This window comes from Amycolatopsis sp. M39, from assembly GCF_001651785.1.
GTDB classification, from domain to species: domain Bacteria; phylum Actinomycetota; class Actinomycetes; order Mycobacteriales; family Pseudonocardiaceae; genus Amycolatopsis; species Amycolatopsis rubida.
This window is the reverse complement of the sequence record NZ_LWSF01000035.1, coordinates 22,999-47,648: the sequence shown is the minus strand read 5'-3', so window position 1 is coordinate 47,648 and position 24,650 is coordinate 22,999. Positions and strand designations below refer to the sequence as shown.

Below are 24,650 nucleotides of genomic sequence, written 5' to 3'. Positions count from 1 at the left end.
TCGCCGCCGCTCAGCAGCGGTTGTGGTTCCTGCAGCGGCTGGCTCCGGACAATCCGGCGTACACCATCTGCACGGCGATCGATCTCGCCGGGCCGCTCAACCCGGCCGCGCTGCGCTGGGCGATCGCCCGGATCGGCGACCGCCACGAGATGNCACGAGATGCTGCGCGCGGTGTTCGCCGACGACGGCGCCGGTCCGGGGCAGCGGATCGCTTCCGCCGCGCCGCGGTTGCGGCTGATCGAGGCCGCCGCGGGCGAACCGGAGCTGCGCCGGCTGCTCGCCGCCGTCGCCGCCCGCCCGGCCGACTTCGGCGCGGGGCCGCCGGTGGAATGGCTGCTCCTGCGGACAGCTCCGCGACGGCATGTGCTGGTGCTTTCCTTGCACCACTTGGTGTTCGACGGCGGCTCGCTGGCAGTCGTGCGCGAGGAACTCGAAGCATGGTACCGCGCCGCGGTCAGCGGAGTGCCGGCGCAGCCGCCGCCGCCCGCGGCGGACTACCGGGATCTCGTTTCCCGGCAACAGGAACTCAGCGACCAGGACACCGCTTCGCGGGCGTTCTGGCGTGCTGAACTGGCCGCCGCGCCGCCGCGCAGCTCTCCCTTCGGCAACGCGCGGGGCGGCGAGCCGGTGCGGGTGTCCCGGCAGGTCGTGCGGCTGGGCCCGAGCGAACTCGCCGCGCTGGCCAGGCTGTGCCGCCGCACCGGCAGCACCACGTTCATGGCGTTGCTGGCCGTGCTCGGCTGCTGGGTCGGCCGGTACAGCGGGCAGCGCGACGTCGTGCTCGGCTCGCCGGTCGCGCTGCGGGAGAGCGAGCGGTCGGCGCGGACGGTCGGCCTGCTGATCAACATGCTGCCGTTGCGGTTGCGGCTGGACGGCGAGCCGGGATTCGCCGAGGTGCTCCGGCGGGCCAGGAACGCGCTGCTCGACGCGCTCGACCACCGCTGGCTGCCGTTCGAACGGATCGTCGACGAGCTGGGCGTGCCCCGCGAACTGGAGAGCACGCCGCTTTTCCAGGTGCTTTTCGCCTATCAGCGGCCGCCGGAACCGCCTGGCCTGCCGGGGATCGCGGCCCGGCTGATCGACGTGCCCGCCGCGGCCGCGAAGTACGAGCTGACGGTCACCGCGGCCGACACCGCCGACGGGCTGGAGCTGATCTTCGAGGCGGACGGCGGTTCCTGTGCGGAGCCGGACCTCGCCGAGTGCTGCCGCCGGTTCCGGATTCTGCTCGCCGCCGCGCTCGCCGAACCGGACCGGCCGGTGGAGCGGCTGGACCTGACGACCCCCGAACAGCGGCGGGCACTGCGCGCCCCGGCCGCGATCGACCCCGGCGAAGGCGAACTGGTGCACCGCCTGGTGGAAGCCGCGGCCGCGCGGCAGCCCGACGCGGTGGCCGTCGCACACGGCTCAGCCCGGCTGAGCTACCGGATGCTGGACGCCTGGGCCGACCGGATCGCCGCGGACCTGCGCGCCCGGGGCAGCCGGCCGGACGAGGTGATCGGGGTCTGGCTCCCGCGGACTCCGGCGCTGGTCGCCGCCGTGCTCGGCGTCCTGAAAGCGGGCGCGGCCTTCCTGCCGATCGGCACCGAACAGCCCGCGGAACGGGTCCGGCTGATGCTCGCCGAAACCGGTTCCCGGCTGGTGCTCGGCGACGACGAACTGCTGGCCCGGCGCGGAGCCGCGACGGTCGCGCTGCCGGAGGCGATCCGGGTCCCCGCACCGGGGCCGGGCCCGGCGCGTCGGACGACGGTCTCGCCGAGGGCGCTCGCCTACGTGCTTTACACCTCCGGATCCACCGGCAGGCCGAAGGGCGTGGCCATCGAACACCGCAGCGCGGCGGCGTTCCTGCGCTGGGCGGGGCGGGAGTTCGGGCCGGACGGGCTCCGGAGCGTCCTCGCGACCACTTCGATCGGCTTCGATCTCGCGTTCTTCGAGCTGTTCGCGCCGCTGGCCCACGGCGGGACCGCGGTGCTGGCCGAGGACGCGTTGCGGGTGCCGGGAATGCCCGCCGCGACGGGTGCGACGCTGCTGAACTCCGTCCCGTCGGCGGTCGCCGCGCTGCTGGACGTCAACGGCGTTCCCGCTTCGGTCGACGCGGTGAACCTGGCCGGGGAACCGTTGCCGAGGGAGCTGGCCGACCGGCTTCAGCGCCGCCGGATCGTGGTCCGCAATCTCTACGGGCCCTCCGAGGCCACCACCTACGCCACCGCGGGAGTGGTCGCCGCCGACGGCCGTCCGCCGGCCATCGGCACTCCGGTCGGCACGGTCCGCGCGTGGGCGGCCGACGACCGCGGCCGCCCGGTGCCGGACACGGTGACCGGCGAACTGCGCATCGGCGGGCCCGCGCTCGCCCGCGGCTACCACGGTCTTCCGGCGAGGACGGCGGAGGCGTTCGTGCCCGATCCGTTCGGCGCTCCCGGCAGCCGCGTCTACCGCACCGGCGACCTGGTGCGGCGGCGGTCCGGCGGCGAACTGGTTTTCGCCGGGCGCCGCGACACCCAGGTCAAGGTGCGCGGGGTGCGCGTCGAACTCGGCGAAGTGGAACAGGTGCTCCGCACGGTGGCTCCGATCCGCGACGTGGTCGTCCTGGCCGACGGGGAGACGGCCGGGGACCGGCGGCTCGTGGCGTTCGCCAGCGCGGTGCCGGGGGAGCGGCTTTCGCCGGAACGGGCGCTGGCCGCGCTGCATCCGCTCCTCCCGGCGGTGATGATCCCCTCGGCGATGGTCGTGCTGGCGGAACTTCCGCACACTGCCAACGGAAAACTCGATCGGGCCGCGCTCGCGCACCGTGCTTCCGCCGCGCACCGCGACCGCCGTCCGGGGCAGGCTCCCCGCACCGCGCTGGAGCGGGACATCGCGCGGGAATGGCAGCGGGTGCTCGGGATCGAGCGAGTCGGGGTGCACGAAGGGTTCTTCGCCCTCGGCGGGAATTCCCTCGGCGTGCTCCGCCTGCACCACGCGCTGGCGAGCACCGTCCATTCCGGACTCCGGTTGGTGGATCTGTTCCGGTTCCCGGACATCGCCAGTCTCGCCGGGCATCTCGACCGGCCCGCGGAACCCGGACCGCACGCGCGGCCCGCCGACCCGGCTCAGGCCCGCGGCCGTCGCCGCAGGCAGCTCGCCGGGCGGGGACCGGAGCGGCGGCCATGACCCTCACTCCGTCACCCCCCAGCCCGTCGCCCGGGAACTCGCTGCCCGAGGACCGCGCGCCCGGCCCCGAACCCGTCGCGGTGATTTCGCTGGCCGCCCGGTTCCCCGGCGCGGACACCGTCGAGCGGTTCTGGGCGGGACTTCGCGCGGAAACCGAGAGCATCGCCCGGTTCCCCGATCCCGCGCCGGAATCCCGCCCGCGTTTCGTGGGCGCCGAAGGCGTGCTCGGGGACATCGCGGGCTTCGACGCGGAGTTCTTCGGCTGCTCCCGCCGGGAGGCCGAGGTGATGGATCCGCAGCACCGGATCTGCCTGGAAGCGGCGTGGACCCTGTTCGACACCGCCGGGTACGACCCGGCGGCGCTGGGCGTCCCGGCCGGGGTGTTCCTCTCCGCGAGCCTCAGCTCGTACCTGGTGCGCAACCTGCTGCCGAACGCCGCGCTGCTGCGCGACCTCGGCGGTTTCCCGTTGCTGATCCACAACGACAAGGACTTCGCGGCCACCACGATCTCCTACAAGCTCGGCCTCACCGGACCGAGCGTCTGCGTCGGCTCGGCGTGCTCCTCGTCGCTGGTCGGCGTGCATCTGGCCGTGCGCAGTCTCGAATCCTTCGAATGCGACCTGGCCGTGGCGGGCGGGGTCTCGCTGCAGGTGCCGCAAGCGCAGGGCTATGTGTACGCCGAGGACGGGATCTACTCGCCGGACGGCCGGTGCGCGGCGTTCGACGCCTCGGCCTCCGGCACGGTCGGCGGCAGCGGAGTGGGGCTGGTGCTGCTCAAACGGCTGTCGGACGCGCGCCGGGACGGCGACCGGGTGCACGCGCTGCTGCTCGGGTCCGCGGTGAACAACGACGGCGGGCACAAGGCGGGCTACACCGCGCCGGGCGTTCAGGGCCAGCGCGACGTGATCGTCGAGGCGCAGGCGGCGGCCGGAGTCTCCGCCGGGAGCATCGGGTACGTCGAGGCGCACGGCACCGGCACGGCGATCGGCGACCCGATCGAGGTCGAGGCGCTCACGGCGGCCTTCCGGCTCACCACGGACCGCACGGGGTTCTGCGCGCTCGGCTCGGCGAAGACGAACGTGGGGCACCTCGACGCGGCGGCGGGCATCGCGGGGCTGATCAAGGCGGTCGGCGCGGTGCGGGACGGCGTGCTCCCGGCCAGCCTGCACTACCGCGCGCCCAACCCGGCGATCGATTTCGCGAGCACTCCGTTCCGCGTCAACGCTTCCACCGTCCCGTGGCCGGAGACCGGCGCCCCGCGCCGGGCCGGGGTCAGCTCGTTCGGCGTCGGCGGCACGAACGCTCATGTGGTGCTGGAACAGCCGCCCGCGCCGGTGCCGGTCGAACGGGAACGGCGGCCGGTCCAGCCGTTGCTGCTTTCGGCGCGCACGCCAGCGGCGCTGGAGCAGGCAGGCGTCGAGCTGGCGGAATGGTTGCGGGACAACCCGGAGACCGACTTGGCCGACGTGTCCGCGACGCTCGCCGGGCGGCGCGCGCATCGGCATCGGCGCTTCGTGGTGGCCGCGACCGCCGAGGAAGCCGCCGCGGCGCTGTCCGAGCAGGCACCGCCGAGGACCGCTGCCGCCGAGGCGCGGGCGGCGTTCCTGTTTTCCGGGCAGGGCAACGGTTATCCGGGCATGGGGACCCGATTGTGCGCTGGCGATCCGGGGTTCCGGCGGCATTTCGGCGACTGCGTCCGGCTGCTGGCGGAGCGCGGTGTGCAGCTGCGCGAGCTGATCGACGCGCCCGGTGCGACGCCCATGGACCAGATCGCCGGGTTCTCGGTGTCGTACGCGCTGGCCCGCACCCTGACCGGCTGGGGTGTCGAGACGAGCGCCGTGCTCGGGCACAGCGTCGGTGAGTACGCCGCGGCGACTGTGGCCGGGGTGTTCTCGCTGTCCACTGCGCTCGATGTGGTGGTCGCGCGCGCCGAGGCGCAGTCCGCTCTTCCGGACGGCCGGATGCTGGCGGTGCCGCTCGGCGCGGGCGAACTGCGGCCGATGCTGGGGGACGACGTGGCGCTGGCCGCTGTCAACGCTCCGGACCGGTGCGTGGTCTCCGGGCCTCCCGGCGCGGTGTCGGCGCTGGCCGCCCGGCTATCCGGCGACGGGGTGCCGACCAGACTGCTGGCCGTGCGGCACGCCTTCCATTCCGCGGCGGTCGACGGGATCCTCGGCCGGTTCCGGGACGCACTGGCCGGAGCGGAATTCGGCGTCCCACGGCTGCCGTTCCTGTCGACGGTCACCGGGGACTGGGCTGATCCGGCCGACGTGGCCCGTCCCGAGTACTGGCTGGCCCAGCTGCGCGGCCCGGTGCTCTTCGACGCCGCGCTGGACCGGCTGGCCGAGTCGCCCCCGGCGGCGGTGCTGGAACTCGGCCCCGGTGCCGGGCTGGCCCGGCTGGCGGCCCGCAAACTCTGTCCCGGCACGAGCTTCGCCGCGAGCTGCCTGCCTCCGGTACCGGAGCGGGAGACCGGGCACCTGGTGCGCGCGGCGGCCGGCGCCTGGGCCGCGGGGTGCGCGGTCGACTGGGCGGCTTTCCACCGGCCGCAGCGGCCGAATCGGACATCGGTGCCGGGATATCCGTTCCAGCACCGGCGGTACTGGATCGACGCGCCGGGCGAGCCGGGGCGACTGGCGGGTCTGCTGCCGGATCCGGTGGTGCCGGGCGAGGCGCCGGGCATCGACAGCCATCCGGGGCTGCGCGCCGAACTCGACCTGCTGTGCCGGGCGCTCCTGCTGGATTATCTGGGCGCGGTAGGAATTTCCACGGCGCCGGGCGCGCGCCACCAGGTGGCCGAACTGCGCGCCGCGCTCGGCGTGGCGGCGGAGTTCTCGCGGTTCCCGGACTTCGCGCTCGCCGTGCTCGCCGAGGACGCGGTCGCGCGCCGCGACGGCGACGAAATCGTCTTCCTTCCCGTGCGGACCGACGAGTCCGCGGCCGTGCACGCCCGGCTGGTCCGCGAGCACCCCGGCTTCGCCGGGCTCGCCGACCTGCTGATGCGCTGCGGCGAGGCGTACCCGGAGGCGCTGCGGGATCCGCGGACGGCGCTCGGCGTGCTCTACCCCGGCGCGGACGGCGCGCTGCTGCGCCGGGAACTGGGGGAGCGGACTGCCGGGCACCGGTCGGTCGACGCGCTGCTGCGGACTCTCGGCGACGCCCTCGAACGGCTCGCCGCCGAACTGGACCGTCCGGTGCGGGTGCTGGAGGCCGGAGCCGGGGAAGGCACGCTCACCCAGCGCCTCGCGGACCGGCTCGGCCCGGACCGGCTGCGGTACCACGCCACCGACGTTTCGCCGCTGTTCGCCGCCGGACTGGCCGAGGCCGCCGCGGCGCGGGGCGTGCCGCTGACCACCGGGGTGCTCGACATCGCCCGCGATCCGGCCGCCCAGGGCGTTTCCGGCGGATACGACCTGGTGTGCGGGCTGGACGTCGTGCACGCCGCCCCGGACGTGCGGGCAAGCCTGCGCCACCTGAAGTCCCTGCTGGCTCCGGGCGGGGTGCTCGCGCTGGTCGAGACGGTGCGGCAGGACCGGTGGCTGCCGATGATCTGGGGGCTGACGACCGGCTGGTGGAGCTACTCGGACCGATTCCGCGACCACGGCCCGCTGCTCGACGTCCCGCGCTGGCGGGAAGCGCTCGCGGACGCCGGTTTCGCCGCCGCGGTGCGCACCGCGGCGCAGCGGCAGCCGGACGCAGCGCTGATCTTGGCCGAGGCCGCGACGGCGGGGCAGCCGAACCAGGCCGGGCCCGGAAACGGGAGGCAGCCGGATACCGGGCCCGGGACAACGGCCTCGCCGGGAACCGCCGGGAATCCGCTGTCCCGCGAGGATCCCGGCGACTGGGTCTACCTGCCCGGCTGGCGGCACGCGGCCCCGGCGCCCGCACCGGGCCCGCAGGACGGCCGGACCTGCCTGCTGCTGGCCGACGGCCCGCTCGGCACGGCGGTCGCGGAACGGCTCGGCGCGCTCGGCGTCGAGGCGGTCTTCGGTCCGGCTCGGCACGACGATTTCCGCGCACTGCTGGCCGCGCGAGGCCGGGCGCCGGAGCTGGTCGTGCATCTCCGGCCGTTCGAGGCGGCGGAGCCGGGGCGGCCGCTCGATCCGGACTCGGCGCGCGAAGGACAGCTCGCCGGGCTGCACAGCCTGCTGGAGCTGGCCCGGGCGTTCGGCGCGGAACCCGGCGACCGGCCGGTCCGGCTGGTCGCGGTCACCAGGGGAGCGCAGCCGGTGCTCGGCGACCTGGACCATCCGGAACACGCGACGGTGGCCTCCGCGGTCAAGGTGATCCCCCGGGAGCTGCCCGCGTTGTCCTGCACCGCGATCGACCTGGGGACGGCCGAAACCGGCTGTGCCGAACTGGCGGAGCGGATCGTCGCGGAGCTGCTGGACCCGGCCGCGCCCGCCGAGATCGCTTACCGGGGGCGGCAACGGTTCGAACGCGGCTATGAGCCGCTGCGGCTCGACCCGGCGGGCGCGCCGCGCGGCGACGGGGTCTACCTGATCTGCGGCGGGCTCGGCGGAATCGGCCTCAGCCTCGCCGAATACCTGGCGCCGGGCGCTCGCGCGCTGGTGCTGACCCGGCGCACCCCGTTCCCCGAGCCGGACGCATGGCCGGGCTGTCGCGCGGCCCGTCCGGACGGCGACGACACCACGCGGCTGATCGACCGGCTCGCCGCGCTGACCGCGGACGGCACCGGTCTGCTGATCCGGCAGGCCGACGTGACCGACGAGGCCGGGATGCGGGCGGTCGTCGCCGAGGCGGAACGGCGGTTCGGGCCGGTCACCGGCGTCGTGCACGCGGCCGGGACCCCGGACACCGCGGGCATGATCCAGCGGCGCGACCGGCGGGCGACCGACGAGGCGATCGCGTCGAAAGTCCTCGGGCCGGTCGTGCTGGACGCCGTCCTCGGCGACCGTCCGCTGGAGTTCTTCGTGCTGTGCTCCTCGATCGGGAGCGTGCTGCACAAGCTGAAGTTCGGCGAAGTGGGATACGTGGCGGGCAACGACTTCCTCGACGCGTTCGCCGCCTACCGCGCGGCCAGGCGGAGCGGCCGGACGGTGTCGATCGGGTGGACCGACTGGACCGAAGCCGGGATGTGGGCCTCCGCGCAGGAACGGCTGACCGCCCGCTACGAGGCGCCGGGCCCGGACGTCGCCGGGCCGGGCGGAGACCTGCTCGGCGGGATCAGCCGGGCCGAAGGGACCGAGCTGTTCGCCCGCGTCCTCGCCGGCCGCCCGGCGCCGCGGGTGCTGGTCTGCAAGCAGGACCTGGCCGCGCTGCTGGCGAGNGACGACCACCGCGCCGCGGTCGCCGGTCTGCGGATCGCGCCGTCGAAACGGGACCGCGCCGCGCTGTCCGCCGAATACCGGGCCCCCGGTTCGTCGCTGGAGCGGGGCCTGGCCGCCTGCTGGGCGAGCCTGCTCGGCGACGACGCGATCGGTGTGCACGACGACTTCTTCGAACTGGGCGGCGATTCGCTGATCGCGCTCCGGCTGCTGTCGGTCGTGCGGGAACGGTACGGGGTCGAACTGTCGATGGCGCAGTTGTTCGACGCGCCGACGATCACGGCCCAGGCCGCGGCGATCGGCCGTGCCGCGGGCGGGGACCAGGAGGAGGTGCTGCTGTGAACGCCTCTGCCGAGTCTGTTGTGGACACTCCGGAGTTTCTCGCGGAGCTGCGCGGCAAAGGGATCACCGTCGCCGCCGAGGGCGATCGGCTGCGCTGCTCCGCGCCGCACGGCGTCCTCACCGCGGAGCTTCGCGCGGAAATCGCCGCGCGCAAACCGGAGATCCTCCGCGAACTGCGGGACGCCGGAACGATCCCGGCGCTCGGCGGGACGCGGTTCCCGTTGTCCTTCGGCCAGGAACGGCTGTGGCTGTCCCACCGGTTCCACCCCGAAGCCAGCGCGTACAACCTCCCGCTGCGCGTCCGGCTGACCGGAACGCTGGCCGTGCCCGCTCTGCGCACGGCACTGGGCGGCCTGGTCCGCAGGCACGCCGTGCTCCGCACGCGCTACCCGGTCGTGGACGGGCAACCGGTCGCCGAGGCGGATCCTGCCCTCGGTTGCCCGGAGCTGCCGCTGGTGGACCTCGTCGGCGTTCCCGCGTCGCGGGCGAGCCGCCGGATGGCCGCCGCGCTGGCGACCCGGCCGTTCGACCTGGCGACCGGTCCGGTGCTGCGGGCCGTGCTGTTCCGGCGGCGCCCGGAAGACCACGACCTGGTACTGGTCCGCCAGCACATCGCGAGCGACGGGTGGTCGCTGGGAATCCTGCTGGCCGACCTCGCCGAGCTGTACCGCGCGCACTCCGGCGGGACGCCCGCGCGGCTGGCCGGTCTCGCCGTGCAGTACGGCGATTTCGCGGCCTGGCAGCGAAATCGGGCCGAAACCCCGGAATTCGCCGAGCGCCTCGCCCGGTGGACCGCCGCGCTCGCGGGCGCGCCCGCCCGGCTGGACCTGCTGGGCCGTGCGTCCGCCGCGGAAACCGGCCGCCCGGCCGGGCTGGTGCGGTCCCGGGTCGGCGAAGAGCTTTCGGGCCGGCTCCGGCGGCTGGCCGCCCAGCGGCGCATGACCCTGTTCCCGGTCCTGCTCGCCGGGTTCGCGCTGGCGGTGAGCAGCCTCGCCGGACAGCGCGATCTGGTGATCGGCGCTCCGGTGGCGGGCCGCACCCGGCGCGAACTGCTGCCGCTGGCCGGGTGTTTCGCGAACCTGCTGCCGCTGCGGATCGACCTGTCCGGCGACCCGGGTTTCGCGGAGCTGGCGGCCCGGGCGGGCGCAGTCGTCCGACAGGGGCTCGACGACCAGGAGGTGCCCTTCGAGCGGATCGTCGAGGCGGTGCGCCCGGAACGGTCGTTCGCCGACACCCCGCTCGTCCAGCTCGCCTTCGCGTTCCAGAACACTCCCGCGCCGCACATCGCGTTGCCCGGGCTCGCCGCGGCCGTGCTGCCTTCGCCGCCGGTCTCGGCGAAGTTCCCGCTCACCATGACGGTGTCTCCCGAAACCGAGGGGCTGGACCTGGAACTGGAGTTCGACGAGACCCGCCTGCACCCCGCGACGGCGGCCGAGATCGTGACCCGGACGGTGACCGCGCTGGAACACGCGAGCGCGGAGCCGGACCGGCCGGTGTCGGAGATCCGCTGGACCGCGGCGGTTCCGTCCGGGCCGGTCGCCGAGGCGCCCGCCGGAAGCGGGTGCCTGCACGAGGAATTCGAGCGGATCGCCGCCGCACGACCGGACGCGGTGGCGGTCAGCGACGGCGGGCGCCAGGTCAGCTACCGGGAGCTCGACCGGCGCGCCAACGGACAGGCGCGGGCCCTGCGGGCCCGGGGCGTCGGCCGGGAATCCCTGGTCGGGTTGTGCGCGCGGCCGTCGATCGACCTGGTGACCGGGATGCTGGCGATCCTCAAGGCGGGCGCGGCCTACGTCCCGCTGGACCCGGCGGATCCGCCCCGGCGACGGGCGGAACTGGCCGCCGCGGCGGGGATCTCGGTGCTGCTGACCCGGCCGGAGGTGCGGCACGCGCCGGACCTCGGCGTCGAGGTTCTGCACATCGACGGGGCAGGGAACCGCGCGCCGGTCCGGGCGCCGGTGAGCCCGGGCAATCTGGCCTACGTCGTGTTCACCTCGGGGTCGACCGGCGCGCCCAAGGGCGTGCTGGTCAGCCACGCCGGAATCACCTCGGTGCTGGCCGGGTGCCGGGCCGCGCTGCCGGAGCTGCGCGGACGGCAGACCTGGGCGATGCTGCATTCCCCGGCGTTCGACTTCTCCGCCTGGGAGATCTGGGGCGCGCTGACCGGCGGGGACCGGCTGCTGATCGTGCCGCCGGAGGTCGTCCGCGCCCCGGACGAGCTGGGGGCGGCGCTGCTGGCCGAGCGGGTCAGCGTGCTGAGCCAGACCCCGGGGGCGTTCCGCGCCCTGCTGCCCGCCGCGCCGCGGCGCGGCCTGCCGCTGTCCGTAGTCGTCTTCGGCGGCGAATCCTGCGAAGTGGCGAGGCTCGCGCCCTGGTTCGACCGGCACGGCGACCAGGCTCCGGTCCTGGTCAACATGTTCGGCATCACCGAGACCACGGTGCACGTCACCGTCCGCCGCTTGCGGCAGGCCGACATCGCGGGTCCGGTCGCCAGCCCGCTGGGGCGGGCGCTGCCCGGCCAGCGGGTCGAAGTCCTCGCCCCGGAAGGACATGCGCTGCCGGTCGGCGGCCAAGGCGAACTGGTGGTGAGCGGAGCGGGGGTGGCGCGGGGCTATCTCGGCCGTCCCGGGCTGACCGCGGACCGCTTCCGGCCCGGGCCGCACCGGCCGGGCGCGCGCAGGTATCACTCCGGCGACCTCGTCCGGGTCCTGCCCGGCGACCTCGACTACCTGGGCCGGATCGACAAACAGGTGTCCCTGCGCGGGTTCCGGGTGGAGCCCGCCGAAGTGGAGGCCGCCGTGCTGGCGCATCCCGGCGTCCGCGACTGCGCGGTGGTCCCGCACGGCTCGGGCGACCGGCGGCAGCTGGTCGCGTACCTCGTCGCCGAGCCGGGGACGACGGTTTCGGAGCTGTCGAGCGGAGCGCTGCGGGATTTCCTGTCGGACGCGCTTCCGCGCTATCTGGTCCCCGCCCGCTCGGTCGTGCTGGACCGGATTCCGCTGACCAGGAACGGGAAACTCGACTCGGCGGCGCTGCCCGAACCGCCGGGGGAACCGGACGGGCCGCGCGGGCGGGCCCCGGTCACCCCGACCGAGAGGACCGTCGCCGGGCTGCTCGCCGAGGTGCTCGGCTGGCCCGGCCCCGCCGGGATCGGCGGGCAGGACAACTTCTTCGACCTCGGCGGCGATTCGCTGCTCGTCACCCGGCTCCACTTCCGGCTGGTCGCCGAGTTCGGGATCGACCTGCCGGTGCGGAAGGTGTACCAGGCGCCGGACGTCGCGGCGCTGGCCGCCACGGTGGACCGGCTCCGGGCCGAGCGGCGCCGCGACCTGATCCGGGAAGCGCTGCGGCAGGCCGAAGCCGTCGGACGGGAGGAGGCGCGATGACCGCCCGCACGGCGCGGAGCATCGTCGACATCGCCCGCGCGCACGCCGAAACCGCGCCCGGCCGTCCCGCGTACCTTTTCCTCGCCGACGGGACGACCGAATCGGCGAGCCGTGACTTCGGCGGCATCGATCGGCGGGCCAGGGCGATCGCGGCGGAACTCGCGGCGCGCGGATGCCGGGGCGAGCGGGTGCTGATCGCGTACCCGTCGAGCATGGAGTACGTCGAATCCTTCCTCGGCTGCCTGTACGCGGGAAGCGTCGCGGTGCCGTGCGATGCGGGACAGAGCGGGCCCGGCGCGGAACGGCTCGCCGCGATCCGCGCGGACGCCCGGCCCGCGCTGGCGCTGTGCCTGCCGGAGAACGACGCGGAGCCGCTGACCGGACTGCCCCGGCTCGACGTGCGCACCGTGCCCGACGACGCGGCGGAAAGCTGGACCGATCCCGGAGCCCGTTCCGGCGATCTCGCGTTCCTGCAGTACACCTCCGGGTCCACGCGGACGCCGAGCGGCGTTCTGGTCACCCAGGCCAACATCCTCGCCAACGAGCACGCGATCGAGGTGGCCTGTGGCAACGACCGGGATTCCGCTTTCGTCGGCTGGCTGCCGCTGTTCCACGACATGGGGCTGATCGCGAACCTGCTGCAGCCGTTGTACCTCGGCTCCCGCTCGGTGCTGATGCCGCCGGACGCTTTCCTGCGGGCGCCGCTCGCCTGGTTGCGCGCGGTGGACAAGTACCGGGCCCGGGTCAGCGGGGGCCCGAACTTCGCCTACGAGCTGTGCTTGCGGCGCATCGGCGAGGAGGACCGGGCGGGGCTGGACCTGTCGGACTGGGCGGTGGCTTACAACGGCGCGGAACCGGTCCGGCACGACACGATGCGCCGGTTCGGCGAGGGGTTCCGCGCGGCGGGTTTCGCGCCGACGGCGCACTTTCCCTGCTACGGCCTGGCCGAGGCGACCTTGATCGTGGCGTCGGCCCCGGTGGCGGAGGAGCCGTCGACGCTCCGGGCCGACCCGGCCGGACTCCGCCGCGGCACGGTCGCCCCGGTGCCCGCGGACGAGCCGGGCAGCACCCTGGTCAGCAGCGGATATCCGGTGGCCGGCACGCAGGCGCGGCTGGTCGACCCGGAGACCCGCGAGCCGGTGCCGGACGGCCGGATCGGCGAGGTCTGGTTGCGGGGCGACGGAATCGCGGCCGGGTACTGGAACCGGCCCGCGGAGACCGAGGAGAGCTTCGGCGCGCACCTCGCCGGGACCGGGGACTCGCCGTGGCTGCGGACCGGGGACCTCGGCTTCCTGCTGGCGGGCCAGCTCTATCTCACCGGACGGCGCAAGGATCTCGTCGTCATCCGCGGGGAGAACCACTTCCCGCAGGATGTGGAGTACACCGCCGAGCGCGCGGACCCGGCCCTCCGGCGTTCCTGCTGCGCGGCGATCCCGGTGGACTTCGACGGCGCCGAAGAGCTGGTGCTGTGCGGCGAACTCGCTTCTCCGGGCAGCGAGCCGGATCTTCCCGCGATCGCCGCGCGGGTCCGGCGGGCGATCGCGCTGCGGCACGGGGTCGAAACCCGCCTCGTCGTGTTCGTGGCCAAGGGCGGCGTGCCGAAGACGACGAGCGGCAAGGTGCGCAGGCAGCGCTGCCGTCAGTCCTATCTGGACGGTGAGCTGCCGGTGCTCGGCGCCGTCGGCGCCCGCCGGGCCGAGATCCCGGAACTGCCGAGCCGCGCGGAACTCGCGGTGGCCGGGCCCGAGGGCCGGGTGGCGGTGCTGGCGGACGCGATCGGCCGGGTCGCGGCGGCGCTGGCCGGGATCAGCGTTTCCGTGCGGCCGGACGAACCGCTGGTACGGCTCGGGCTCGACTCCCTGGGCGCGACCGAACTGCGGCACCGGGTCCAGCGGCGGTACCGGGTGGACCTCGGCGCCAGCGCGCTGGCCGCCGCACCGGACGACCTCGCCGCGCGAGTGCTGGCCGGTGCGGTCGATGCCCCGGTGGCTCCCGGCGCCGGCGACCGCTATCCGCTGACCGAGGGCCAGGAAGCCCTGTGGTTCGAACACGAACTCGACCCCGGCGGCGCTGCTTACACGCTCGCCAGAGTGCTGCGCTTCGACGGACCGCTCGACGTCGCGGCCCTGCGCCGCGCGGTGGACACGGTCGTCGCGCGGCATCCGGCGCTGCGCACCAGATTCCCGGTCCGCGACGGCAGGCCGTGGTGCGAGCCGGTGCCGGCCGGACCGCGTCTTCAGGTGCTCGACGTGCCCGGCGAAGACCTCGCGGCCCGGCTGCTCGACCTCGCCGAGCGGCCGTTCGACCTGAGCGCGGCGCCGCCGTTCGCCGCGACGCTGCTGCGCCGGGACGAACGCACCCACCTGCTCGTGCTGACCGCGCACCACCTCATCGCCGACCTGTGGTCGTTCCTGGTCCTGCTCGGCGAGCTGCGGACGGCCTACGAGGCGGGGATCCCGGCGAGCCTGCCGGAAAGCCGGAACCCGCACGCTTTCGCGCTGGCTGTCGCGAAGGACTACGCGGACTCCCCGGCGTACCGCAGGGACCGGGACTTCTGGCGCGAGACGCTGGCGGACGCGCCGCCGGGCCTCGCTCTGCCCGCCGACCGCCCCCACTCGCCCGGCCGTGACTTCCGCGGCTCCACTGTGGACTTCCGGCTGCCGCCCGGGCTGATCCGCGAACTGCGCGCGCTGGCCAGGGATTCGTCCTGCACGTTGTTCACCGTCCTGCTCGCGGCGTACCGGACCTTGCTGCACCGCTACACCGGTCAGCCGGACCTGGTCCTCGGCACCCTCCTCGCCGGACGGGACAGCGCCGAACTCGCCGGGGCCGTCGGCTACTTCGTCAACCCGGTCCCGCTCCGCTCCCGCTGTTCGCGCGCGACCTCGTTCCGCGCGCTGCTCGCGGACACCGGAAACCTGGTGCGCGAAGCGGTCGAGCACGGCCGGTATCCCTTCCGGCAGCTGGTCACGGAGCTGGCTCCGGCCCGGGACGCCGGTCGCGCCACCCTGGTGCAGAGCCAGTTCGTGCTCCAGCAGGAGTACGGCGAACCGGACGAGGGGCTGTTCGCGCTGGCGCGGGGCGGCACGGGACAGACCGGGTTCGGGGCGGCGACCGTCTCGCCGGTCGAGGTGCCCCGCCGCTGGTCGCAGCTCGACCTGAGCCTGAGCATGGCCCGGCTGGGCGGCGAGCTGACCGGCCGCTGGGAGTACCGCACCAGCCTGTTCGACGCCGCCACGGTGTCGGCGATGTCCGCGCACTTCACCGAGCTGCTGCGCGCCGCGGTCGCGGAACCGGACCGGCCAGTCGCGTCGATCGCCGTGCCGGACACCGAAAAAGACGGGTGGGGCCGGGTCCGCTACCGGCCTGATCCCGGGGGCTTGCACCGGCTCGCGGCCGCGGCGGCGAGCGCGAAACCGGACACGACGGCCGTGCTCGCGCCGGACGCCGCCGGCGGCTGGACCCAGCTCAGCCACGGCGCGCTGCACCGGGCGGCGACCGGAGCGGCGGCCGGGCTGCGCGCGCTCGGCGCCCGGCCGGGCGAGCCGGTCGCGGTGCTGCACCGGCGCCGCGCCGCGCTGCCGATCGCCTATCTCGCCGTGCTGCACGCCGGATGCGCGGTGCTGCCGCTCGATCCGGACGACCCCGCGCCCCGGCACGCCGTGCTGCTTTCCGGCAGCGGAGCCAGATTCCTGCTCACCGACGGCGAATCGCGGGACCGGGCCGCCGCGTTGCCGGTGCGGGCCCTGGACACCGCGGAGCTGGCCCGGAGCACCGGCGGCCGGTATTCGGCTCGGGTCCATCCGGAGCAGCCCGCGTACCTGCTCCACACCTCCGGTTCCACCGGGACGCCCAAGGGCGTGCTCGTCCCGCATCGCGGCATCGTCAACCGGTTGTGCTGGGCGCAAGAGCACTTCCGGCTCCGCGCCGGCGAACGGGTGCTGCACAAGACCCCGGTGGGATTCGACGTCTCGTGGTGGGAACTGTGCTGGCCGCTGATCGCGGGCGGCACCGTCGTTCTCGCGCCGCCCGGCCTGCACCGCGATCCGCAGGGGCTGGCCGGCTTCGTCGCCCGCGCCGGAATCGGCACCGCCCACTTCGTGCCGAGCCTGCTCGGCCCGTTCCTCGCCGAAGCGGCCCGACTCGGCCCGGACGCGTCCCCGCTGCGCCGGGTGCTCTGCAGCGGAGAGGAACTGCCCGCCGCGGCCAGGACCCGGTTCCACGAGGTGTTCGGCGCGGGAACCGAACTCCACAACCTCTACGGCCCGACCGAGGCGTCGATCGACGTCACCGCCTGGCGTTGCACGCCGTCCGAGGACGGCCCGGTGCCGATCGGCCTGCCGATCAGCAACACCTCGGCCCGGGTGCTCGACGACCGGCTCGCTCCCGTCCCGCGGCCGGTTCCCGGCGAACTGTTCCTCGGCGGCGACTGCCTCGCCACCGGTTACGCCGGACGTCCGGGGCAGACCGCGGCGGCGTTCCTGCCGGACCCGTCCGGCACGGGCGGCCGGATCTACCGCACCGGCGACCGAACCCGCCGCCGGGCGGACGGCGCGCTGATCTTCCTCGGCCGGACCGACCAGCAGGTGAAACTGGGCGGCCACCGGATCGAACTCGGCGAAGTGGCCGAACTGCTCCGTGCCCAGCCGGAGGTCGCCGACGCCGCGGCGGTGGTCCGGGACGGCCGCCTGGTCGGCTATGTCAGCGGGCCGGCGGCCCCGGCCGTGCTGCGCGAACGGCTGCGCCGGACGGTGCCCGCCCACCTGATCCCGGCCCAGCTCGTTCCGGTCGACGCGCTGCCGGTCACCCCGAGCGGCAAGCTGGACCGGCGAGCACTTCCGGCACCGGCGCCGGAACCGCTGCCGAGCACGGCGCGGACCGGAACCGAACGCCGCCTCGCCGAACTGTGGGCACAGCACCTCGGCGGGCCCGCGGTCGACGTGCACACCGACTTCTTCACCCTCGGCGGCGACTCGATCCTGGCGATCCGGATCGCCGCGGCGGCGAGAGAGACCGGGTCCGGTTTCACCGTGCCCGAACTGCTGGCCAACCCCACCGTCGCCGCACTGGCCGCCCACCTCGACGCGCAGCCGGAAACCGTTGCCCCGGAACCGGAAGCGACCCTGCCGCCGTTCGCGTTGTGCCCGGAGCTGGCCGGACGCGCGGGACTGGACGACGCGTATCCGGTCTCGATGGCGCAGCGGGCCGTCCTGGCGCACCGGGACAACGACCCCGGGTACGAGGTGTACGCGACCAGCGTGGCGGTGGCCCTCCCGCTGGCTCCCGCCGCGCTGGCGCGGGCCGTTCGCGAGGTGCTGGCCCGGCATCCGTACCTGCGGTCCTCTTTCGACCTCGCCGGTCAGGCGGAACCGGTGCAGCTGGTGTGGTCGGCGGTGCCCCGGCTGCCGGTCGAGGTGGTGGACCTGCGCGCCGATCCGGCCCGCGAGGAACGCTTCGCCGCGTGGCTGGCCGCCGAGCGCAAGCGGCAGTTCGACCTGGACCACGGGCCGCTCGTGCGGTTCACCGCGCACGACGACGGGGCCGGTTTCCGGCTCACCGTCAGCAGTTTCGCCCTCGACGGCTGGTGCACCGCGCTCGTGCTCACCGAGGTGCTGCGCGGATACCGGGCGGCCGCGCGCGGGGAGAGCTGGGATCCGGCGCCGCCGAGCGTCGGCTACGCGGACTTCGTCGAACTGGAACGCGCCGCGATGCGCTCGCCGGAACAACGGGAGTTCTGGGCGGCGGAACTGCGCGGCGCCCGGCCGTCCGCGCTGCCGTACCGGGCGCCGGAGGCGAGGGGGCCGGTGCTGCAGCAGCGGATCGTGCTGGAGATCGGCGACGAGGTCCGGGACGGGCTCGGCGCGCTCGCCGCCGCACTCGGCGTGGGGCTCAAGCACGTCCTGCTCGGCGTGCACCTGCGGGTGGTGCGGTCGCTGACCGGGTCCGCGGACGCGATCACCGGACTGGAGACCAACGGAAGGCCGGAGCGTCGGGACGGGGACCGCGTGGTCGGGGTGTTCAACAACATCCTCCCGCTGCGGGTCGCGGTGCCGGACGGGGCCACCTGGGCGGACCTCGCCTCGGCCGCTTACGGCGCCGAACGCCGGACCTCGCCGCACCGCCGCTACCCGCTCGTCGCGCTGAACCGCGAGTTCGGTGCCGGGCGGCTGTTCGACACGCTCTTCGTCTTCACCCATTTCCACCTCTACCGCGATATGTCCACAGTGGACAATCTGGCGGTGTCGGACCTGCGCGCGCCCGACCAGACGTACGTGCCGCTGACGGCGCATTTCAACGTCGACGCCCTCTCCGGCCAGCTGCGCCTGCTGCTGGAAGCGGACCCCGCCAGGCTCACCGCCGAGCAGGCCGAGGAGATCGGCCGATTGTTCCGTGCCGCGCTCGATGCCGCGGCTCGGCGTCCGCACGAGTCCGCGGTGGAGCCTGGGCCGACGGAGACTCCCGCTGGGGCGCCACCGGACGGTGCGGTGCACGAGCTGATCGAAGCGGCGGTCCGCAACGGACCCGATCGGATCGCCTTGCTCGAAGACGGAAAGCAGCTCAGCTATCGCGGCCTGTGGACCGCTTCGGCGCGTCTCGCGGGAGCGTTGCAGGCGGCCCACGCCGGGCCGGACACGGTGGTGGGGCTCTGGGCCGAGCGCAGCGTCGAGTACGTCGTCGCGCTGCTGGCCGTCCTGCGCGCCGGGGCGGCCTATGTGCCCATCGATCCGGAAACCCCGCCGGAGCGAGTGTCCGCGCTGCTCGCCGAGGCGGGCGCGGTCACGCTGGTGCTGCCTCCGAATGTTCCGGCTCCCGGCGGCGTCGAGCCGGAAACCGTGCTGCGCGCGGACTTCCACCGGCCCGGCCGGGGATACCGGCGGCCGGAACTGCGCGGAGAACACCTGGCCTGCGTCATGCCCACTTCGGGATCCACCGGACGCCCGAAGCTGGTCGGCGTGCCGCACCGGGGCCTGGCCGGTTACCTGCGCTGGTGCGTGCCGTATTACGGGCTCACCGAACGCACCGTCGCCCCGGTGCACTCCGCGCCGGCCTTCGACCTCACCGTCACGTCGCTGCTCGCCCCGCTGGTCGCCGGGGGAACCGCGCATCTGCTGCCCGGCAACGAAGTCACCCGGCTGGGCAAGGCGCTGACCGGCCGCCACACGTTGCTGAAGATCACCCCGTCGCATCTGGTCGCACTGGCCGGGCAGCTCGCCGCGCGGCCTCGCGCGCTCGACGGCCTCACCGTGGTGGCGGGCGGTGAGCAGCTGGACGGAAAGCAGGTCGTCGCGTTGCGGTCCGCCGTCCCGAACGCCTTGCTGTACAACGAATACGGCCCGACCGAGACCGTCGTCGGCTGCTGCGTGCACCCGGTCGGCGCGGCGGACGGCCCGGTCCCGATCGGCGGGCCGATCCCGGGCGCCTCCGCGACCGTGCTCCCCGGGACGCCCGGCGAACTGGCGGTCGGCGGCTTCGGCGTCACCAGGGGCTACCTCGGCAGGCCCGCGGACACCGCCGCGGTGTTCGTGCCCGATCCGGATCGTCCCGGCGCCCGGCGCTACCGCACCGGCGACCTGGTGCACCGCCTCCCCGGGGGCGCGCTCGTGTTCCGGGGGAGGGCCGACCGGCAGGTCAAGCTTCGCGGATACCGCGTGGATCTCGGCGAGATCGAGCACGCGCTGGCGGCGCACCCGGCCGTGGCGCTGGCCGCTGTCCTGCTCCGGGAGACGCCGGCCGGATCCCCGCGGCTGGTCGCCTACTGGAGCGGGGAACCGGAACGGCCCGCGGCGGAACTGCGGAGCTGGGTCGCGCGGCGGCTGCCCGCCCGGCTCGTGCCCGCCGAGATCCGGTGGCTGGCCGCGCTGCCGCTGACCCGCGGCGGCAAGGTCGACCACGCGGCGCTGGCGCTGCGGCCGGAACACCGGGAACGGCTGGTGGACCGGCTCGAACGGCTCACCGAGGAGGAAGCGGCCCAGCTGCTGGGCGAAGAAGCGAGCGAGCCGGGGAACCCGTCGCGAGCCGGAGGTCACGATGGCCGAGCCTGATCCGCGCGTCGAGCGGCTGTCCGGGACGAAACGGGAACTGCTGTCCCGGTGGCTGGCCGGCAGTCCCGCCGCCGCGGCGCCGGAGACCGGCGCCGAACGGACCGTCGCCGCGATCTGGCGCGAGGTGCTCGACCTCGGCGAGGTCGGGCGCGACGACGACTACTTCGCGCTGGGCGGGGATTCCGTGCACGCCATCGTGATCGTGGCCAAGCTGGAAGAGGCCGGACTGCGGATCACCGCGCAGGACCTGTTCGACCTGGCCACCGTGCGCGGCGTCGCCGAACGGGCCGTCCTCGGCGCGGTGCCGTCCGTGGCGGCCGGCCCGTCGCGCACCGAGCATCCGCTCGGCCCGATGCAGGAGGGCATGCTCTACCACTCGGCCGGGGGCAGCGGCCCGGGCGCTTACGTGGTGCAGGTCTGCTGTTCGCTGACCGGGGAACTCGACCCGGCGGCGTTCCGCGCCGCCTGGGCCGCCGTGCTGGCCGCCACCCCGGCGCTGCGGGGGTCGTTCGGCTGGGCCGGCCGCGCCGAGCCGCATCAGGTGGTCGCCGCGACGGCCGAACCGGACGTCGAGTTCCTCGACTGGCGGGACCGCGGCGTTCCGGAGCGGGCCGAGGCGCTGGCGGAGTACCTCGACCGGGACCGCGAACGCGGGTTCGACCTCGGCCGGGCCCCGCTGTTCCGGCTGGCGCTGATGCGCGAATCCGCGACCGGATGGCGTTGCGTGTGGACCCACCACCACCTGATCCTGGACGGCTGGTCGCAACAGCTCGTGCTCGCGGACGTCCTGGCGAGCTACGCGGCGCTGCAGACCGGCGCCGAACCCCGGTTGCCGCGGCGGCCCGCGATGCCGGACTACCTGGACTGGCTCCGGCCGCGAGACGCCGCCGCCGACCTCGCTTTCTGGGGCCGGCAGTTCGCCGGGCTGCCGGGGCCGTCCAGGATCGCCGGGCCGGGATGCGTCCGGGGCCAGGTGCTCGCGCCTCGGCGCGGCGAGGTCGCGGTGACCGTGCCGGAATCCGCGACCGCCGCACTGAACTCGTTGTGCCGCGGGCACGGGCTCACCGTCAGCACCGTTCTGTACGGCGTCTGGGGGCTCCTGCTCGGCGAACTGTGCGCCAGTGCCGACGTTGTCTTCGGCGTCACCGTTTCCGGCCGCCCGCCTTCGTTGCCCGGTGCCACCGAGCTGGTCGGCATGCTGATCAACACCTTGCCGCTGCGGGTGCGCTGCACCGGCGAGGCCGCGGTCCTGCCTTGGCTGCGCGAACTGCGGGACCGCTTGGCCGGAATGCGCGAGCACGGCCATCTTCCGCTGTCCCGGATCACCCGTGCGATCGGCCTGAACCGCGGCGAGACCCTGTTCGACACCATCGTCGTGATCGAGAACTTCCCCGTCGCCGTGACCGGCGGGACGTCCGGCGCGCTGGCGATCGGGGACGTGCGCACGCTCGTCGACGAAGGCTATCCGCTGGTGCTCGAAGCGGTTCCGGGCGCGGAGATCCGCTTGCGGGCCCGGCACGATCCGTCCCGGCTGACCGCCGCGGAGGTGCGCGGAATGCTCGACGCCTGCACCGGATGCCTCGACGCGCTCGTCGCCGATCCGGCGCAGCCGGTTTGCCGGCTGCGCGCCCGCTTGGCCGAACGGCACCGGCTTAGCCGCGAGCAGGAATTCCTCGACCGCCGGGACAGCGCGGGACAGCAACTGCGGACAGCGCGGCGGCGCGGCGCGGCGGACATCGGCGGAACACACGCGGGGGAGGGGTCATGACGACGGTGGTGGTGACCGGGGCGGGCGGATTCGTGGGCAGCCATCTGGTCCGCGCGGTGCGCGAGCGGTATCCGCGGGCGCGGGTGCGCGGGGTGGACCTGCGGCCTCCGGAGTACGGGCCGAGCGAGGCCGACGAGTTCCTGATCGCCGACCTGCGCGAACAGGCCCGCTGCGCGGAGGCGGTGGCGGGCGCGGACGTCGTGTTCGCGCTGGCGGCCAACATGGGCGGGATCGGCTGGACGCACGCCGCGCCCGCCGAGATCCTGCACGACAACCTGCTGATCTCGGTCAACACCGTGGACGCCTGCCGGGCGGCGGGGGCGGGCACGGTCGTCTACACCTCGTCGGCCTGCGTGTACCCGAACTCGCTGCAGGACCGCCCGGACAGCCCGCCGCTGCGCGAAACGCCGGTGTTCCCGGCGGAGCCGGACATGCAGTACGGCTGGGAAAAGCTCACCGCCGAGATCCTGTGCGCCACCTACCGCCGGACCCACCGGATGGACATCAAGGTCGCCCGGCTGCACGCCGTCTACGGCCCGCGGGGCAGTTTCACCGGGCTGCGCGCGAAATCCCTGTCGACGCTCTGCGGCAAGGTCGCCGCGGTCCCCGGGCGCGGCGGCGAGATCGAGGTGTGGGGCGACGGCACCCAGACCCGGTCCTACTGCTACGTCGACGATTGCGTCACCGGCCTGCTCCGGCTCGCGGAGTCCGCGGCGGACGAGCCGGTGAACATCGGGTCCGGGGAACGGGTGAGCATCGCCGACCTGGTCGGCCGGATCGCGGCGATCGCGGGCAAGGAGATCGTCCCGCGCTACCGGAGCGACAAACCGGTCGGGCCGAAAGGCCGGGTCTCGGACAACACGCGGTGCCGCGAGCTGCTCGGCTGGCAGCCCGGCACGGCGCTCGACGACGGGTTGCGCCGCACCTACCGCTGGATCGAAGAACAAGTCGCCGCCGGCCGCGCCGAAGAGCGGGTCGCGCGATGAGCCCGCGCGGGAACGCCCGTGACTTCGGCAGGCTGCTGCTGGGCCATTTCCGGCGGTGCCGCGACGGGAAGCTGCAGGACGTCGTCACCGAGGCGCTGCGGGACGACGAGGGCGGCCGCGCGTGGATGATCGGCGCGCTGAACAGCACCATCCGGTTCCGGCGGGAACTGGCCTACGCGCTGCGGCTGGAACCGCGGCGGCTGCGGACCAAGCTGGCGTTCCCGGCGGCCGTCCCGGCCCGCCCCCGGCCGCTGTCGCTGCTGTGCCCGACCCGGAACCGGGTGGACGGCCTCGCCGAGTTCCTGCGCAGCGTGCAGCGGACGGCGGCGGCGCCCGGCCGGATCGAAGTCCTGTGCTATGTCGACGAGGACGATCCGGCGCTGCCCGGCTACCGGGAGCTGTTCGGCGGGGTGCGCCAGCGGCGCGGGCCGCTCGGGCGGTGCGCACTGCGCGTGGGCCCGCCGATCGGCGTCGCCGCGGCCTGGAACCGGCTCGCCGCGGAAGCGACCGGCGAGTTCCTGCTGATGGCCAACGACGACCAGCTCTACGTCGACCACGGCTGGGACGCCGCCCTCGACCGGCGCGCGGGCGAACTCGCCGCGCTGCACGAGGATTCCGTGCTCTGCCTGTACTTCGACGCCGCGCAGTACCCCGGCGACGGCCGGGACTTCCCGATCGTCAGCCGGGCCTGGTACGAGACGCTCGGCTACTTCGTGCCGACGATCTTCCAGCAGTGGGAGGTCGAGCAGTGGGTCTTCGACCTCGCCGAGCGGCTGGGCAGGCTGTACCCGGTTTCCGGGATCTTCGTCGAGCACCGGCACTACCAGGACTACAAGGCCCCGTTCGACGAGACCTACCAGCGGCACCGCATGACGAGGGAGAAATCCTTCGCCGACCACGCGCTGTTCCTGCGCACCGGCCGCGAGCGGGCCGCCGAGGCCGCCAAGCTCGCGGCCCGCATCGCGCGGGGACGGCAGAGCGCGCCGGAGACCGGCGCGCGGGTCGGCGAGGAGGCCGCGGTCCGCGGTCGGCGGCATTACCGCGCGCTCATCGACGAACTGCACGCCGACGGCCAGCGCGAGGCCGCGATGGAGTGCGCGGAACTCGCCGTGCGCCAAGGGCTGTGGTCGTCTCCGCTGCACCGCCCGGTCGAGTACCGCCGCGACCTGCCGGTGCGGGCGGACCACGACGCCGCGGACTTCTGGTTCACCGCGCATCTCGCCGGGCGGCACGAGGCGATCGCGGCGGAGGTGCGCGCCGCGCCGGTGGATCCGGCCGGAGCGCCGGTGCTGCTCTACCGGGACGGCGCGTGGACCGCCGCCGCGGCAGCGTTGCCGATCACCACCGGGGTCCTCGACGGCATCCCGGAAGCGCTGGTGTTCCCCGGCGCGACCGTGGAACTGTGGCAGCTGCGCCCGCCGGTGCGCCTTCCGCCGAGCTGCGGGCCGAGCAACGCGTTCCTGCGGGTCGAATTCGGCATCGCGGTCCCGGCGGAAAGCGGGATCCGGATCGGCGGGAAGACCGGTTCCTGGCCCGAGGGCGGCTGCCTGATCTTCGACGACGGGCTGGAGCGGGAACGCTGGCACCGGGGCGCCGAACCGGCGGTCGTGCTGAGCTTCCGCGTCCCGCGACCGGGACAGTCCGCTTCGGACAGTACGTCCGCCGGGCACGCCGTCGAAGCGGGGCGGTGA

The 24,650-nt window shown here is 74.6% G+C and carries 7 protein-coding genes; all 7 read left to right on the top strand.

Going from position 1 to position 24,650, the window contains the following annotated elements; translation table 11 throughout:
- Nucleotides 1-51 precede the first annotated feature (51 nt).
- The 7 genes from A4R44_RS41540 to A4R44_RS41510 all read left to right on the top strand — a co-directional run bounded on the left by A4R44_RS41540 (nucleotide 52) and on the right by A4R44_RS41510 (nucleotide 24,650).
- Entirely contained in the window at nucleotides 52-3,147 is a 3,096-nt protein-coding gene (locus A4R44_RS41540; protein ID WP_369806059.1) for an amino acid adenylation domain-containing protein, read from the top strand.
- Complete coding sequence (locus A4R44_RS41535; protein WP_067594047.1) at nucleotides 3,144-8,777, top strand: type I polyketide synthase; 5,634 nt, start codon at nucleotides 3,144-3,146, stop codon at nucleotides 8,775-8,777. Before A4R44_RS41540 ends, A4R44_RS41535 begins: the two co-directional genes overlap by 4 nt.
- Nucleotides 8,774-12,163, top strand: a complete 3,390-nt coding sequence (locus A4R44_RS41530) for a non-ribosomal peptide synthetase (RefSeq protein WP_095213946.1) — start codon at nucleotides 8,774-8,776, stop codon at nucleotides 12,161-12,163. The genes A4R44_RS41535 and A4R44_RS41530 overlap by 4 nt, the downstream gene beginning before the upstream one ends.
- Complete coding sequence (locus A4R44_RS41525) at nucleotides 12,160-20,205, top strand: non-ribosomal peptide synthetase (protein WP_067594041.1); 8,046 nt, start codon at nucleotides 12,160-12,162, stop codon at nucleotides 20,203-20,205. The genes A4R44_RS41530 and A4R44_RS41525 overlap by 4 nt, the downstream gene beginning before the upstream one ends.
- Nucleotides 20,192-21,973, top strand: a complete 1,782-nt coding sequence (locus tag A4R44_RS41520) for a condensation domain-containing protein (RefSeq protein WP_067594038.1) — start codon at nucleotides 20,192-20,194, stop codon at nucleotides 21,971-21,973. Before A4R44_RS41525 ends, A4R44_RS41520 begins: the two co-directional genes overlap by 14 nt.
- On the top strand, nucleotides 21,970-22,959 hold the full coding sequence (locus tag A4R44_RS41515) for an NAD-dependent epimerase/dehydratase family protein (protein WP_067594034.1): 990 nt from the start codon (nucleotides 21,970-21,972) through the stop codon (nucleotides 22,957-22,959). The genes A4R44_RS41520 and A4R44_RS41515 overlap by 4 nt, the downstream gene beginning before the upstream one ends.
- Nucleotides 22,956-24,650, top strand: a complete 1,695-nt coding sequence (locus A4R44_RS41510) for an aspartyl/asparaginyl beta-hydroxylase domain-containing protein (RefSeq protein ID WP_067594031.1) — start codon at nucleotides 22,956-22,958, stop codon at nucleotides 24,648-24,650. The genes A4R44_RS41515 and A4R44_RS41510 overlap by 4 nt, the downstream gene beginning before the upstream one ends.

What these genes read in the sequence shown, in the direction of transcription:
- A4R44_RS41525 (WP_067594041.1), top strand. Translation starts at nt 12,160, where the DNA reads ATGACCGCCCGCACGGCGCGGAGCATCGTCGACATCGCCCGCGCGCAC.
- A4R44_RS41520 (WP_067594038.1), top strand. Translation starts at nt 20,192, where the DNA reads ATGGCCGAGCCTGATCCGCGCGTCGAGCGGCTGTCCGGGACGAAACGG.
- A4R44_RS41515 (WP_067594034.1), top strand. Translation starts at nt 21,970, where the DNA reads ATGACGACGGTGGTGGTGACCGGGGCGGGCGGATTCGTGGGCAGCCAT.
- A4R44_RS41510 (WP_067594031.1), top strand. Translation starts at nt 22,956, where the DNA reads ATGAGCCCGCGCGGGAACGCCCGTGACTTCGGCAGGCTGCTGCTGGGC.